At 31.4% G+C, this 16,525-nt stretch carries 13 protein-coding genes and 1 pseudogene; 6 read left to right on the top strand and 8 right to left on the bottom strand.

Features of this window, described 5'->3' with window-relative positions:
- Positions 1-145: 145 nt before the first annotated feature.
- Complete coding sequence (locus tag AC0L4B_RS07070; RefSeq protein WP_473439148.1) at positions 146-2,167, top strand: outer membrane beta-barrel protein; 2,022 nt, start codon at positions 146-148, stop codon at positions 2,165-2,167.
- 309 nt (positions 2,168-2,476) lie between these two features.
- Positions 2,477-5,257 (top strand): outer membrane beta-barrel protein, encoded by a 2,781-nt coding sequence (locus AC0L4B_RS07075; RefSeq protein ID WP_473439149.1) that lies wholly within the window; start codon positions 2,477-2,479, stop codon positions 5,255-5,257.
- Here the strand turns inward: AC0L4B_RS07075 and AC0L4B_RS07080 are convergent.
- The 6 genes from AC0L4B_RS07080 to AC0L4B_RS07105 form a co-directional block, all read right to left on the bottom strand.
- Positions 5,247-5,738 carry a TPM domain-containing protein gene (locus tag AC0L4B_RS07080; RefSeq protein ID WP_473439411.1) on the bottom strand — a complete coding sequence of 164 codons (492 nt, stop codon included), beginning with the start codon at positions 5,736-5,738 and terminating at the stop codon, positions 5,247-5,249. The two genes, AC0L4B_RS07075 and AC0L4B_RS07080, sit on opposite strands and share 11 nt — an antisense overlap.
- Before the next feature lie 15 nt (positions 5,739-5,753).
- Complete coding sequence (locus AC0L4B_RS07085) at positions 5,754-6,413, bottom strand: TPM domain-containing protein (RefSeq protein ID WP_473439412.1); 660 nt, start codon at positions 6,411-6,413, stop codon at positions 5,754-5,756.
- A gap of 219 nt (positions 6,414-6,632) precedes the next feature.
- A complete protein-coding gene (locus AC0L4B_RS07090) occupies positions 6,633-7,076 on the bottom strand; it encodes a TPM domain-containing protein (protein WP_473439150.1) in 444 nt (147 codons plus the stop codon).
- Between the two features lie 6 nt (positions 7,077-7,082).
- Positions 7,083-7,682, bottom strand: a complete 600-nt coding sequence (locus AC0L4B_RS07095; protein ID WP_473439413.1) for a LemA family protein — start codon at positions 7,680-7,682, stop codon at positions 7,083-7,085.
- A 37-nt stretch (positions 7,683-7,719) separates the two neighbouring features.
- Entirely contained in the window at positions 7,720-8,049 is a 330-nt protein-coding gene (locus tag AC0L4B_RS07100) for a MerR family transcriptional regulator (protein ID WP_473439151.1), read from the bottom strand.
- Entirely contained in the window at positions 8,049-9,020 is a 972-nt protein-coding gene (locus tag AC0L4B_RS07105) for a M23 family metallopeptidase (protein WP_473439152.1), read from the bottom strand. The genes AC0L4B_RS07100 and AC0L4B_RS07105 overlap by 1 nt, the downstream gene beginning before the upstream one ends.
- Positions 9,021-9,154: 134 nt before the next feature.
- On the opposite strand from AC0L4B_RS07105, the gene alaS reads away from it, so the two are divergent.
- From alaS to AC0L4B_RS07120, 3 genes are all read left to right on the top strand, one after another.
- Complete coding sequence (gene alaS / locus AC0L4B_RS07110; protein ID WP_473439153.1) at positions 9,155-11,770, top strand: alanine--tRNA ligase; 2,616 nt, start codon at positions 9,155-9,157, stop codon at positions 11,768-11,770.
- A 29-nt stretch (positions 11,771-11,799) separates the two neighbouring features.
- Positions 11,800-12,750 carry a GSCFA domain-containing protein gene (locus AC0L4B_RS07115; protein WP_473439154.1) on the top strand — a complete coding sequence of 317 codons (951 nt, stop codon included), beginning with the start codon at positions 11,800-11,802 and terminating at the stop codon, positions 12,748-12,750.
- 211 nt (positions 12,751-12,961) lie between these two features.
- Positions 12,962-13,444: a DUF4230 domain-containing protein gene (locus AC0L4B_RS07120; RefSeq protein ID WP_473439155.1), complete on the top strand. Its 483-nt coding sequence runs from the start codon at positions 12,962-12,964 to the stop codon at positions 13,442-13,444.
- Positions 13,445-13,566: 122 nt separating this feature from the next.
- Here AC0L4B_RS07120 and AC0L4B_RS07125 read toward each other — a convergent pair whose 3' ends face one another.
- Positions 13,567-13,872: a rhodanese-like domain-containing protein gene (locus tag AC0L4B_RS07125; RefSeq protein WP_473439156.1), complete on the bottom strand. Its 306-nt coding sequence runs from the start codon at positions 13,870-13,872 to the stop codon at positions 13,567-13,569.
- A gap of 84 nt (positions 13,873-13,956) precedes the next feature.
- Here AC0L4B_RS07125 and AC0L4B_RS07130 point away from each other — a divergent pair.
- A pseudogene (locus AC0L4B_RS07130) lies at positions 13,957-14,708 on the top strand (enoyl-CoA hydratase/isomerase family protein).
- On the opposite strand, the gene AC0L4B_RS07135 reads toward AC0L4B_RS07130, so the two are convergent.
- Complete coding sequence (locus AC0L4B_RS07135; RefSeq protein WP_473439414.1) at positions 14,709-16,469, bottom strand: aromatic amino acid hydroxylase; 1,761 nt, start codon at positions 16,467-16,469, stop codon at positions 14,709-14,711.
- Between the last annotated feature and the right edge of the window lie 56 nt (positions 16,470-16,525).

Genomic DNA, 16,525 nt, shown 5'->3' on the forward strand with positions numbered 1-16,525 from the left:
AACTAAAAGTGAAGCCTTTACAGGTGAAGCAGGAGATACAGAAAACAAAACTATAAACCTGACTATTAAAGAAAAAAACAACAAAGGTATTTTTGGTCGTGTTGCAGGTGGAGTTGGTACTGATGACAGGTATGAATTTGCAGGTATGTTTAATAGGTTTGATAATGACCAACGCATTAGTGTTTTAGTTGGAGGAAATAATATTAATTCTCCTGGATTTAGCTTTGGTGAAATTGGAAAAATGTTTGGAGGAAGAGGTGTTGGACGTACTAATAGTGATGGTTCTTTTACATTAGATGGAAGACAGTATGGTGGAACTGGACAAGGTATTTCAACATCAAACTTGAGAGGTGCTAATTATGTAGATACGTTTGGAGATAAAACTGAAATTGCTGCGGATTATTTTTATTCTGATAGTAATTCTGAAAACGAAACAACTTCACAACGTGAAACCATTTTGTCAGATTCAAGATATTTTTCTAACTCTAATTCTAAATCAGATAATGACACCAATAGCCATTCTGCTAATTTAAATTTTGAAGTTGAAATTGATTCAACATTTTTAATTACCATATTACCCTCTTTTTCAAGTACAACAAGCACAACAACTTATAACAGTAATGACGAAACCTTAAATGAAGATTTAACATTAACCAATCAATCTATTTTAAATTCGTTTGTAGAAAATAAAAGCAATAATTTTTCTAATGAAATTAGCGCAACTAAAAAGTTTGGAACTAAAGGCGCATTTATAAGATTTGGAATTAATAATAGTTTTAATGCTTCAGAAAGTGATGATTTTATTAATTCTAATACAGAAGTTTTTGGTGATTCACCCGAAACTATTAATCGTAATCAATTTACAGATGGCGATAACAATAGTGGCAATTTAAGAAGTAATGTTACTTATAGGTTACCAATTAAAGAAAAAGAATTTTTTGTAAATTTTGAATACGAATACCAACGCAATAACGACCAAAACAAGCAAAGTACCTTTGATTATAATAATACATCAAATCAATATGACGTGTTTAATGAAGCTTTAAGTACTGATTTTGAATATACAGATACTAAAAGTGTACCTGGAGTTAGTTTAAATTATAATAAAGGAAAATGGATTGCTAAAGTAGAAGCAGATTATGTATTACGTACACTTAAAAATGAGGATGGTTTAAGACCACAATTTGATGTTGAAAGAGACTTTAATACAATAGAATTGAATACTCTACTTATTCATAAATTTAGTAAAAAAACGTCTGTTTTAGCGACTTATAAATTATTAAACACTCCACCAGCTTTAAGACAATTACAAGCTTTTCAGGATGTGTCAAACCCTTTAAATACAGTTGTTGGTAACCCAAATTTAGAACCTACCAATGAGCATAAGTTTTATTTGAGTTTTAATGCTTACAATTGGAAAGAACGTAGTGGTTTTTATGTTTATTCAAGTATGACAAAAGTTCAAAATGCAGTAGTGTCCAGAACAACAATAGATTCTGAAACTTTAAAACGTACAACTACTTATGACAATGTTAATGGTGTTCTTAACGGATATATTGGAATAAATTATCTTAACAAATTTAAAATAGACTCTTTGCAATCCATAAGTTTTAAAATAGGTGAATGGTCAAATTTTTCAAAAAATATCAATTATAATAATGATGTGCAATATGCTAGTAATGTTTTGGATCACAGTCCTAATATTAGTATTGACTACATTTATAACGATGTGTTTGAGTTTAAATCACATTACCGATTAAGAATTATTAATAATACTTATGATATTGATGCGTTTGAAGATATTAATTTTACATCTCACAACTTGGATTTAAATACTGCTTTTTTCTTAACAAAAAGATTGGAGTGGCGTAACGATATCACCTATAATTATAATCCAAATATCGCAGATGGTTTTCAAAAAGATGCATGGTTTTGGAATGCTAGTGTTGCGTATTCTGTCTTGAAAGATAAAGGTTTATTGACATTAAAGGTGTTTGATTTACTAGATCAAAACACTAATGCTAGACGTATTGCAAATCAAGATTATATACAAGACACACAAAGTACAGTGTTACGTCAATACTTTATGCTTAACTTTAGTTGGAAGTTTAATAGTCTAGGGTCTAAAGGTGAAATTAGAGGAAATGGAAGGTATTTTACCGATTAACCCATTCAACTTTAACCGAATCTAAAACTTATTAAACTCAAGTAAAGTAAACCAAAATAATAATAAGCATAAGGTTTACCTTTTACTGTTATTCATTATGATATATGCGTTAGCGTTAAAAGTATGTCTTGAAAAATAACTCACATAAAATTTCTGACTTAAAGATGTGTTTATTAGCGTATTTATACGTAAAAAATAATCATTCTAAATTACTTTTAGGTTTTTTTAAGATAGACAATAGGATTACAAAGTTATTTTCGTTGAAAAATATATAGCTATTAATCAAGCTTTAACATCAACCAAAAAGCAATGCGTAACTTAATTATTGTTTGTACACTATTATGTACAGTGTTTTCATTTAGTCAATCCAAAGAATTTAGTATTAAAGGTCAAGTTTTAGATGGCTTAGACCAATCACCTCTAGAAGCTGCTACAGTTTATTTAGAACGAGCTAAGGATAGTAGTCTGGTAACTTACACTATAACCAATAAAGATGGAAGCTTTGAGCTAGAGGATCAAACTAGTCTAGAAAACCTAAATTTATTGGTGTCTTATGTTGGATATCAATCATACAAACAAAAGGTAGCAATTAATAAATCGGTTATAGATTTAGGAAATATTAAACTACAAATTAGTAATTCGTTAGATGAAGTTTTAATACAATCATCAGCTCCTGTTACTATCAAAAAAGATACTTTGGAGTTTAACGTTAATTCTTTTAAAACAAAAAAAGATGCCACTGTTGAAGATTTACTTAAGCAATTACCAGGAGTAGAAATTGACGAAGAAGGTAAAATTAAAGTCAATGGTAAAGAGGTCAATAAAATATTAGTAAATGGTAAACCCTTTTTTGGTAATGATCCTTCAATAACAATTAAAAATCTTACTAAAGAAATTATAGAAAAAATTCAAGTTGTAGATACTAAGACTAAAAGTGAAGCTTTTACAGGTGAAGAAGGTGATACAGAAAACAAAACTATAAACCTGACTATTAAAGAAGAAAACAACAAAGGGGTTTTTGGTCGTGTAGCAGGAGGAGTTGGTACTGACGATAGGTATGAATTTGCAGGTATGTTTAATAGATTTGATAACGAACAACGTATTAGTGTTTTGGTTGGAGGAAATAATATAAACTCCCCTGGATTTAGTTTTGGTGAAATCGAAAAAATGTTTGGTAATGGTGGAAGTACTTGGTTTAATAGCAATGGCTCATTTAGTATTAATGGACGTCAATTTGGAGGAGGTCAAGGGATTACAACGTCAAATTTAGCAGGCGCTAATTATGCTGATGCTTTTGGCGAAAAAACAGAGGTTTCAGCAGATTATTTTTATTCTAATAGTAATTCTGAAAACGAAACCGCTTCACAACGTGAAACTATTTTATCAGATTCAAGGTATTTCTCTAATTCAAATTCTAAATCAGATAGTGACACACAAAGTCACTCTATTAATTCAGATTTTGAAATTAAGATAGATTCGACATTTTTTATTAATATAAAACCCTCTTTTTCAAGTTCTACAAGTACAACAACTTATAATAGCAATGACGAAACCTTAAATGAAGATCTAACATTAACCAATCAATCGACTTTAAATTCGTTTGTAGAAAATAAAAGCAATAATTTTTCTAATGAAATTAGTGCAACTAAAAAGTTTGGAACTAAAGGCGCATTTATAAGATTTGGAATTAATAATAGTTTTAACGCTTCAGAAAGTGATGATTTTATTAATTCTAACACTGAAGTTTTTGGTGACTCAGCCGAAACTATTAATCGTAATCAATTTACAGATGGCGATAACAATAGTGACAATTTAAGAAGTAATGTTACTTACAGATTACCAATTAAAGAAAAAGAATTTTTTGTAAATTTTGAATACGAATACCAACGTAATAATGACCAAAACAAGCAAAGTACCTTTGATTACAATAATACATCAAATCAATATGACGTGTTTAATGAAGCATTAAGTACAGATTTTGAATATACAGATACTAAAAGTGTACCTGGAGTTAGTTTAAGTTACCGAAAAGAAAAATGGTCTGCTAGAGTTGGTGCAGACTATGTGTTACGTACACTTAAAAATGAAGACGGTTTAAGACCACAATTTAATGTTGAAAGAGATTTTAATGCTATCGAATTGAATTCTAATTTTAATTATAGATTTAGTAAAAAAGCATCTATTTATGCAAGTTATAGGTTGTCAAACAGACCACCAGCTTTACGACAGTTACAGGCTTTTGAGGATGTTTCAAACCCTTTAAATACAGTTGTTGGTAATCCAAATTTAGAACCAACAAATGAGCATAGATTATATATGGGTTTCAATGCTTATAATTGGAAAGAACGTACTGGTTTTTATATTTATGCAAATGTGTCAAAAAATCAAAATGCAGTAGTGTCTAGAACAACTATAGACTCTGAAACCCTAAAACGTACAACTACTTATGACAATGTTAATGGTAACCACAATGGTTATTTTGGAATTGATTACAGTAAGAAGTTTAAAATAGACTCTGTACAATCTGTGAGATTTAAAATAGGTAACTGGTCAAATTTTTCAAAAAACATCAATTATAATAATGATGTGCAATATGCTAGTAACGTTTTTGCTTACAATCCTAATGTTGGGATTGACTACATTTATGACGATGTGTTTGAGTTTAAACCACGTTACCGATTAACAATTACTAATAATACCTATGATATTGATGCGTTTGAAGATATTAATTTTACATCTCACAACTTGGATCTAAACACTGCTTTTTTCTTAACAAAAGGGCTGGAATGGCGAAATGATATTACTTATAATTATAATCCAAATATTGCAGATGGTTTTCAAAAAGATGCATGGTTTTGGAATGCTAGTGTCGCTTATTCTGTTTTGAAAGATAAAGGTTTGTTGACATTAAAGGTCTATGATTTACTTGATCAAAATACCAATGCTAGACGTACTGCTACGCAAGATTATATTCAAGATACACAAAGTACAGTGTTACGTCAATACTTTATGCTTAACTTTAGTTGGAAGTTTAATAGTCTAGGATCTAAAGGTGAAACTAGAGGAAACGGAATGTATTTTACGGATTAACCCATTTAACTTTAACCGAATCTAAAACTTGTAATACACCTTCAAAATAACGTTCTTCTTTAAAAGAAGGCACAAGAATATTTCCAATCAAGTCATAGCAGATAATATCTGTTATGACTTTTTCAGTTTCAATACCTGTTGCTATCGCTACTTGACGATCGTTTTTGGATATTAGTAAAAGCAGACCATTGTTTTTTTCGGCTTGACCGACACCTAAATCATTGGCTAATTTAGTAGCATAAGCTAGTGCGTTTTCTTGGTTAGGGATAGAGTCTTTTATATAAACACAAATTTGATTGGTAGTTTGTTTTTCAAAGTCTAAAATGATTTTTGAAATCGAATCCGTTTGTGATTGAGTAAAAAAATTAACCTCATCAATAACGACTAACGCATGTTGTTGACTTGAATTTTGGGTTTGTGACTTACATGATAAAAGTGATAAAAAAATAGAAGTAGAGTAAATTGTTTCATTTTTAAAAATAAGTTTTAATTATAGTTACCAGCCTCCAGAAGCTCCACCACCTCCAAAGCCTCCTCCACCAAAGCCTCCACCAAAACCACCTCCAAAGCTTCCTCCTCCTGAGGATCCTCCAAATCCGCCACCAAAACCTCCAGAATTGCGTCTGTAGCTTCCACGACCAGAATTGCTTAAGATTAAGGCTTCTAAAATATCTCTGGTGGTATTGCTTCCTCCACCAAAATTATCGGTTCCATTGCCACCACCACGTTTTTTTGATATGGATATTAGAATGATAATAAATATCAGTATTAAAATAAATATAAAACCAATCGGAGTGCTATTCTTTTGACCTTGTCTTGTGCCTTGATATTCGCCTTTTAAGGTGTCAAAAATAGCGTCAACACCATTATTTAAGCCACCATAATAATCGTTGCGTTTAAAGTATGGTATAATGTCATATTCAATAATTCTAGAAGAGATAACATCGGTTAATAAATGCTCAACACCATAACCAGTAGTAATCATTATTTTTCGATCCTCTCTGGCTAACAATATGAAAACACCATTATCTTCTTTGGCTTGACCAATTCCCCATTTTTGAGCCCATTGTGTGGCTAGATAATTAATATACTCACCTTGAGTAGATGGTATAATTGCAACAACAATTTGTGTTGATGTTGTGTCAGAGTATTTTATAAGTTTTTTTCTAACGTCTGCTTTTGACCTTTTGTTAGTAGTCTTGCGTAGTCATAAACAGCGTCTGGATTTACTTTAGTGGGTTTGTCAGGTATTTTATATTGTGCAAAAGAAAACTGAGTCCCTAAAAAAACAATCCAATTAGCATTAAAAAAGTATGTTTTTTACATGCTGTTTTTTTTGTTTTATTATGAAATGAGGATTGATAAAAATTTATAATCATCCTTTAGATATCGTATTTGGTAACTCATTAATATCATTGGCTTTAATAGGAAAGTGAGTTTTTAACTGTTCTCCAGCATGTAAAATGCCATCTACTAAACCTTGTTTAAATTGCCCATTTTTAAAATGGTTTTGGATAACTGTTTTAGTATCATCCCAAAAATGATCAGGAACCAAGTTATTAATGCCTTGATCTCCATAAATACTAAATTTATGATCGTTTACAGCTACATAAATTAATACACTATTACGGTCTACTGTGTTATCCATTTTTAAAACAGAAAACACTTCTAATGCACGTTGTTCTAACCTGTTATTACAAGTGTTTTCTATATGTACACGGATTTCGCCAGACGTTGTGTCTTCAGCAGTACGTATTGCAGCTACAATTTCTTGTTCTTCAATAGTCGATAAAAAAGATTCTACGTTGTCTGATGCCATGTTTTTTTAGTCAAAATTAAATTCTACCTCAGGTGCATTTTCTGATCCTGGATCTGCTTTGTATCTAGCCATTTCTTCAAAACCAAACCATCCTGTTAAAACACTATTTGGAAATTTAGACGTATAAATATCATATTGATTTACATCTTGATTATATCTATTTCTAGCAACACTAATACGGTTTTCTGTACCTTCTTGTTGTCTTATAAAATCTCTAAACTGATCTGTAGTTTTTAATTCTGGGTAACGCTCAAAACTAGCAATTAAACGACTAAAAGATCCACTAAGCTGAGATTGTGCTTTCTGGAATTTTTCTAAGTTTTCTGGTGTTAAATCATCAACATTTACATTTACAGAGGTTGCTTTAGATCTAGCTTCAATAACTTCTTTTAACGTTTTTCTTTCAAAATCTGCAGATCCTTGTACAGTTTTTATAACAGTGTTGTATAAATCATTACGTCTTTGGTAAGTGCTTTCTACATTTGACCAAGAGGTTTTTGCGTTAGCTTCCAGTGTTACAGCAGTGTTATTTATACCAACAGCCCATTTGTATAAACTAAAGGCTATAATTGCTATAATAATAATTGGTATAAGTAACTTTTTCATGGTAGATGATTTTTTATTTGTGTTTTCTGGTAATTGTTTATAGTTCATTTTTTAATTTTATTAGCTGTGCTTTAACACTTTCTAATTTAGCTATAATTTCAAAATTATCAAGTGTTTTTTTCTTTTCTTCTTTTAAATGTGTTTTTGCGCCTTCTAAAGTAAAGCCTCTTTCTTTTACCAAATGGTAAATTAATTGCAGGTTTTTAATATCCTCTGGTGTAAATTTTCGGTTACCTTTTGCTGTTTTTTTTGGTTTTAAAACATCAAATTCCTTTTCCCAAAATCTAATTAAAGATGTATTTACATCAAAAGCTTTTGCAACTTCACCAATGGTATAATATCGTTTTTCAGGTAGATCAATTATCATTAATCTAAAGATTGGTTTTCTAAAGAGGCACGTTCTAATAACTTATTAAACTCTTCAGGAGTTAAACTTCCGTAGTAAAAGTTAATAGGATTAATACGTTGTCCATCTTTAAAAATTTCGTAATGTAAATGTGGTGCTTCAGATCGTCCTGTACTACCAACAAAACCTATTAAATCTCCACGTTTTACTTTTTGGTTTTTTTGTACATTATACTTGTACATATGAGCATATAATGAGATGTAACCATAGCCATGATTTATTCTAATATGGTTACCATAACCAGCAGAGTTGCTGTCAGCACGCTCTACAATACCATCACCTGAGGCGTAAATTGGTGTACCTCTTGGTGCAGTAAAGTCCATTCCCCAATGCATTTTTCTTAATTTGGTAAAAGGATCAGATCGCATTCCGTAACCAGAAGCCATACGTGTTAAATCCTCGTTACTTACTGGTTGTATCGCTGGTATTGCTCTTAAAAGTTTTTCTTTTTCTTCAGCTAAAATCGCAATTTCATCTAAAGATTTCGATTGTACTACAATACGTTTTAAAAGGTTGTCAATACGTTTGTTACTACTAATAATTAGTTCAGAATTGTCATAACCATCCAATTTTTTATATCTGTTAACACCTCCAAAGCCAGCTTTTCGTTGCTCTTCCGGAATTGGATTAGCTTCAAAATATAAACGGTAAATAGCATTGTCACGATCTTCAATGTTTGTTAAAACCGTTTCGGCTTCAGCCATTTTTTTGTTTAGTAAATCAAACTGTAACTCTAGGTTAGTTAATTCGCGTTTTAAAGCTTTTTCTTTTGGTGACTCAAAGTACTGACCACCTATAAAAACAAACAAAAAAGCAAATAAAGAGGAAGCAATTAATAACAGCGTTATATACTTAAATGTACGTCTTTTTTTGCGCTCAATTTTTTTATAAGAGAGCGTTTCAGAATCATAATAATATTTTACCTTACTCATTATCTAACTTTATACTATTTTTGCAATTGTTAAAGCTGAATTTTCAGCACATTAAAATAGTTAACGAATAACAAATATATAAATTGTTTTAATAAGCGGTAGGCTTAGGCAAACAAGATTATCAACATAGTCCTATGAATTCTCAAGACATACGTACCACATTTTTAAAGTTTTTTGAAGATAAAAAACACAGTATTGTACCATCTGCACCAATGGTATTAAAGGATGACCCAACATTAATGTTTGTTAATTCTGGTATGGCACCTTTTAAAGAATATTTTTTAGGTAATGCACAACCAAAAAATAATAGACTAACAGACAGTCAAAAATGTTTACGTGTTTCTGGAAAACATAACGATTTAGAAGAGGTTGGTTACGATACTTACCATCATACTTTATTTGAAATGTTAGGAAACTGGTCTTTTGGTGATTATTTTAAAAAAGAAGCAATTGCTTGGGCTTGGGAGTTATTAACTGAAGTTTATAAAATAGATAAAGATATTTTGTATGTTACTGTTTTTGAAGGTAGTGATGATGCAGATAATCTAGATATGGATACTGAAGCTTATGATATTTGGAAACAATACATTAGCGAAGACCGTATTTTAAAAGGAAATAAAAAAGATAACTTTTGGGAAATGGGTGAGCAAGGACCATGTGGACCTTGTAGCGAAATACATGTTGATATTAGATCTGCTGAAGAAAAAGCTAAAGTTGATGGAAAAACTTTAGTAAACGAAGATCATCCTCAAGTGGTTGAAATCTGGAACCTAGTTTTCATGCAATATAACCGTAAAGCAAACGGTACTTTAGAAGGCTTACCAAATAAACATATTGATACAGGAATGGGATTTGAGCGTTTGTGTATGGTATTACAAAACGTACAATCTAATTACGATACAGATGTTTTTACACCTATAATTAGAGAAATTGAAGTTATTACTGGTAAAGATTATGGTAAAGATCAAAAAGTAGATGTTGCTATACGTGTTATTTCGGATCATGTTCGTGCTGTAGCTTTCTCAATTGCAGATGGACAATTGCCAAGTAATACAGGAGCTGGTTATGTTATTAGAAGAATTTTACGTCGTGCAGTACGTTATGGGTTTACATTTTTAGATAAAAAAGAACCTTTTATATACAGGTTAGTTAATGTCTTGACTGAAAAAATGGGTCAGGCTTTTCCAGAGTTAAAAGCTCAAAAACAATTAATAGAAAACGTAATTAAAGAAGAAGAAGCTTCATTTTTACGTACTCTAGATCAAGGTTTAGCTATCTTAGATCGTATTGTAGACAATGCTACAGATAAGCAAGTGTCAGGATCTAAGGTGTTTGAGCTTAAGGACACCTATGGTTTTCCTGAGGATTTAACAGATCTAATTTTACGAGAAAAAGGATTTTCTTATAATAAAGGCGAATTTAATAAGCGTTTAAAAGAACAACAAGGTCGTGGTCGTGAAGCGTCAGAGCTAAAATCTGATGATTGGACTGTTTTAATCGAAGATGAAGAACAAGAATTTATAGGCTATGATCAATTAGATGCTAAAGTTAAGATTACAAAATACCGTAAAGTGGTTTCTAAAAAGGAAGGGACAATGTACCAATTGGTATTTAATCTAACACCTTTTTATGCTGAAGGAGGAGGACAAGTTGGTGATAAAGGCTATATACAATCTAGCAATGGTGACGTGTCTTACATTGTAGATACTAAAAAAGAAAATAACGTAATAATACATTTAACCAAAGAGCTTCCAAGTGATGTTAATCAAACTTTTGAAGCTAAAGTAGATGAAAAACAACGTTACAGAACAGAGTGTAATCACACAGCAACTCACTTATTACACCAAGCATTAAGAGAGGTTTTAGGCGACCATGTAGAGCAAAAAGGTAGTGCAGTACACTCAAAGTATTTACGTTTTGACTTTTCTCATTTCTCTAAACTAACGGTTGAAGAGTTACGAGATGTAGAAAACTTTGTAAATGCACGTATCGAAAGTAAATTACCATTGCAAGAAGGACGTAATGTGCCAATGGAAAAAGCAGTAGCAGAAGGAGCTATGGCTTTATTTGGAGAAAAATATGGAGATGCGGTACGTACAGTACGATTTGGTCAGTCAATAGAATTATGTGGTGGTACGCATGTTAAAAATACTGCCGAAATTTGGCATTTTAAAATTGTGTCAGAAGGTGCAGTTGCTTCAGGTATACGTCGTATAGAGGCAATTACTAATGATGCTGTTAAGTCTTATTACCATGAAAATAACAGAGCGTTTTTTGAAATGAAAGATTTGCTTAATAATGCAAAAGAGCCTATTAAAGCATTACAAAATCTTCAGGATGAAAACTCTAGTCTTAAAAAGCAAATCGAACAGTTGCTAAAAGAGAAAGCAAAAAATATAAAAGGAGAGCTTAAAAATGAGATTACTGAAGTTAACGGAGTTAATTTTTTAGCTAAACAATTAGATCTTGATGCGTCTGGTATAAAAGATTTATGTTTTGAACTAGGTAGTCAGTTTGATAATTTATTTTTATTATTTGGAGCAGAAAATAACGGTAAAGCCATACTGTCTTGTTATGTGTCTAAAAGTTTGGTCGAAACTAAAGATTTAAATGCAGGAACAATTGTTAGAGAATTAGGAAAGCACATCCAAGGAGGTGGAGGTGGACAACCATTTTTTGCAACAGCAGGAGGAAAAAATCCAGCAGGAATCAATGATGCTTTAAAAGCAGCTAAAGGATATATTGCTTAACCTAATTAAAGCATATATTAGATTTAATTATGAATCTACACACCAAAATACCACTTAAAAAGCAAGACAAGAACCTAATAAATTACAACACAAAAGTGTTTTTATTAGGGTCTTGTTTTGCTGAAAATATTGGTGATAAATTTGAATATTACAAGTTTCAAAACTATGTCAATCCTTTTGGTATTTTATTTCATCCTGTAGCTATTCATAACCTTATAACTAAAGCTTTACAAGGTAAAAAATATACAGATGAAGATGTGTTTTTAAACAACGAACAGTTTCATAGTTTTGATGCACATTCCAAGTTAAGTCAGTCTACCAAAAGTTTGATGTTACATCAGCTTAATGCAGCTTCACAAAAAGCTGGGCATTATTTAAAACAGAGTTCTCATGTTATTATAACTTTAGGTACAGCATGGGTATATCAGTATTTAGAGACTAATAAAGTGGTTGCTAATTGTCATAAAATTCCGCAAAAGCAATTTAAAAAACAGATCTTAAGTGTTCAAGATATAGTCCTTGCATTACAATCTATTATTAATCAAGTTAAGCAAGTAAATCCAAACGTTAATTTTATTTTTACAGTCTCACCAGTCAGACATATTAAAGACGGTTTTATTGAAAACACACAAAGTAAATCCCATTTAATAACTGCAATCCATCAGGTGTTAGATAGTCAATCACATTATTTTCCGTCTTATGAAATCATGATGGATCAACTACGTGATTATCGTTTTTATAACGAAGATATGATCCACCCAAGCAATAAAGCGGTACAATATATTTGGGATAGTTTTAGAGAGGTTTGGTTTGATGAAAGTACTGAAAAAACAATGCATACCGTAGCGCTCATCCAAAAAGGATTACAACATAAGCCATTTAATGCTTCGTCTGAAGCACATATCCAATTTTTAGAACAGTTAGTTGATAAACAAGAGCAATTACAAAAGCAATTCTCTTTTATAAAATTCACAAAATAAGTTGTTAAAAATATAATTTGTTTATAGCATTGATTTATAGTTGTTAGTGTTTTTTTGAAGAAAAATAACTAGCAACATTTTAATAGTCATTAATTTAGTCAGATTATTAATAAATGGATTAAAATTAACAACAACCAAATAGTCTATTTGTTAATTGTATTTTAACTTCACTTTATTAGATAAATTAGTAATCTAATAGTACATTTATATTATGCGAAAAATTATTATAGGAATTGTCATTGCATTTGTGGTGTCTTTCATTTTAAAAAAATGTACAGAAGGTAGTGCAGATAAAACAGTTATTAGAGAGCACTCTGCATTAATTGAAAAACAAATAAATAACGTTGGGAAACTAGTCGTTACAGAAGGCTATTTTAGTGATGCCTATAGTTATAAAAGTTCAAAAGCACTATTTGCTAACTTGACTTCAGATAAGCAAGCTTTAGTAATTGTAAATGCAGAAGTTACCGTAAGTTATGATTTAAGTAAAATCGAATACCAAATCGATAGTATCAATAAAGTTTTAAAGATTGTGAAAATCCCTCAAGAAGAATTAAAGATTTATCCAGATTTGGAATATTATGATGTAGAAAGTGGTTATCTAAATGCTTTTAATCAAGATGATTATAACAAGATAAAAGAAACTGTGACCATAAGAATTAGAAAAAAATTGAAGCATCTAACTTACGATTAAATGCAAAAAACAGATTAATCAGCGAGCTGTCTAAATTTTATATTTTAACCAATAGCTTAGGTTGGACTTTACAATATAATGATAGTACTATAGATACACAAGATAAGCTAGAGCGTTTTAAACTATAGCTTTTTATACAAGCTTTGCCATCCACCACCATTGGTTGCTTCAATACCATTACTTCGTAATATAGTCGCAGCACTACCAGATCGCATTCCGCTAGCGCAACAAGTAATTACAGGTTTTTTCCAAGCTTTAATTTGATTGATTTTTGCTTGAACTTGTTGTAAAGGAATATGTTTTGACCCAGGAATTGCACCAGAATCATATTCTGCTTTTGAGCGTACATCTAAAATAATTGCATCACGATCAGTAAAGTCTTTGATTTTATTGGCTTTATTTCCAAAAAGAAAACTAAAAATTCCCATAGTAAAATTGTTTATTACAAAGCTACTAATTTGAAACTTAAAAATTCTTAAATTTGTTTAACTTCAATTTAAAATAAGTATTAAATGTCTCAAGCATACGTTAAGCAAACCATTGATAACAATATAGGTTACATCACTTTTTTTACACCAGAACATAATGCCATGCCAAGTCCAATTTTAAAACAATTGGAACAAACTATCATTGATGCTGGTAAAAATAATGACATTAAAGTTATTGTTTTAAAAAGTGGAGGAGATCGTACGTTTTGCGCAGGAGCAAGTTTTACCGAGTTGGTTGCTATTGATACTCTTGAGGATGGAAAACTTTTTTCTCAGGCTTTGCTAATGTTATTAACGCAATGCGTAAGTGTCCAAAGTTAATTATTGGACGTGTGCAAGGTAAAGCTGTTGGAGGTGGAGTAGGTTTAGCAAGTGCTACAGACTATTGTTTGGCAACTAAATATGCTGCAATAAAATTATCAGAAATAAGTATTGGTATTGGGCCATTTGTTATTGAGCCTGCTGTAAGTCGTAAAATTGGTCAAACCGCTTTTGCAGAAATGACTATTAACGCAGAAGCGTTTTATGATGCAAATTATGCAAAAGCAAAAGGACTGTATGCAGATGTTTTTGAAACTGTAGAGTCTTTAGATGAGGCAGTACAAGCATTGGCGTTAAAACTAGCCTCATATAATCCAGAAGCACTTTTAGAACTTAAAAAAGTGCTTTGGCAAGACACCAGTCATTGGGATACGTTACTTATAGAGCGTGCTCAAATTAGCGGAACATTAGTCCTTAGTAATTTTACAAAGCAAAAGTTGGATAGTTATAGTTAACTAAACCGCTATTTCCTGACTAGCAATTTTAATACCATCATCAATCAAATGTCCAACTTCTGGACGGTTTTGTTTGATGGTTTCAAGGTGAGCTAAAATACTTTCACATAATTCGTTTTCATTACCTTTTTTAGCAAGTTCAAATAGCTCAACAGGTAATAACCAATCCATAGCAAAACGGTTTACTAATTGATCTAAAACTTTAGTTCTAGACACTGTTTGGTTAGTGCCTTCACGATATTCACGTACTTGTTTATACAATTCAATAAGCTCTAGTTTTTCAGGAGACTTTTCTTCATGTATTGTCGTACTACTAATTTTATGAGTAATTAAATCAAAACTATGTAGATCTGCAGGACCAGAATAACCAGAAATAACCTCTTTACCAACAGCCATATCATATTGTCCCCAAGAAGGCTCAAATAATACAGTGTCTTTATGTGTTACAGTACAGTTTTTAAAACTGATTAATATAATTTTACCTTGTAGGTTTCTTGTGCCAGTTATAATGTCTCCAGTAACAATAATATCACCTTCAAACTCTAAAGTAACCGTTTCACCTTCATAAATATCATAAGCACGTAAATCTCTAGGCGACATGTCTTCAATAGCAAGATTAATACCTTTTAATTTTCCAACAGGCGAACCAAAACCATCAGCATGTTCTAAAACACTGTGACCAACCAATTCTTTATCTCTGTTAGCCAATGCAGTTTGTCCAGTGGTTTGTATGTAACTAACCTTTCCGTTATGCTCAATCATATTAGTAAACACACCAGATATTTGTAATCCTGTACTCAGCTCGATGGTTCCTAAAGCCTGACTTTGTATTAATTTATTAATAGCACTAGGTCCTCCAGTACGTAAAGCCATAGTATTAGCAAATGACTCTAACACCAAACTAAGGTGTGCAAAATCAGGAGTGACATAAAGTTGAGGTTGTGGTTTTGTAATGTCAAAATTCTGAAAAGTAGAGGCTATAGTATAAGGCAATTTTTTAACTTTATCAGTCATGCACCAAGCGCTTTCACCAATAGAGGATAACAAACCAGCACCATAAATTTTAGGATTTTCAACTGTACCAATCAGTCCATACTCAACCGTCCACCAATGTAAATTTCTTATCAAAGCCATTTCACTAGGTTCACCCATATTGTTTTGCAAATCTTCCACCTTTTTTTCTGCTAAATCAATTGCGTCTTGAGGTGTGTTTGGAGCTTCTTTTATAATGGACAAATGTCGTACAGCCTCATATAATTCATAATCTTTAGCACTACTAATTGCTTTACAACCAATCTCACCAAAACGTCTTAAATATTCAGCATACTCAGGATTAGCAATAATTGGTGCGTGACCAGCACCTTCATGTATAATATCTGGAGCAGGTGTATATTCAATATGTTCTAACTGTCTAATATCACTAGCAATAACCAGTACATTATACGCCTGAAATTCCATAAATGCATTAGGAGGTATAAAACCATCTACAGCAACAGCAGCCCAACCAATAGCTTTTAAAATACGGTTCATTCCATACATATTTGGTATCGCATCTACACTAATACCAGTTTGCTGTAAACCATCCAAATACGTACTGTGTGCAACTTGACTTAAATAATCTACATTTTTACGCATAGCATAACGCCAAACAGCTTGGTCAATAGCAGTATAATCCTCATAGTTTTGAGGCTTTATAAACTGTCTTAAATGCTTAGGTAAACGATCCAGTATAGGATTAGATTCAATATTTTTAAACTCCATTGGTATAAATTTCAAGTGTTGTAAAAATACAAAAAACGTACTAAAAGACTCTTAAA

The organism is Olleya sp. NP1-10 (assembly GCF_055804415.1).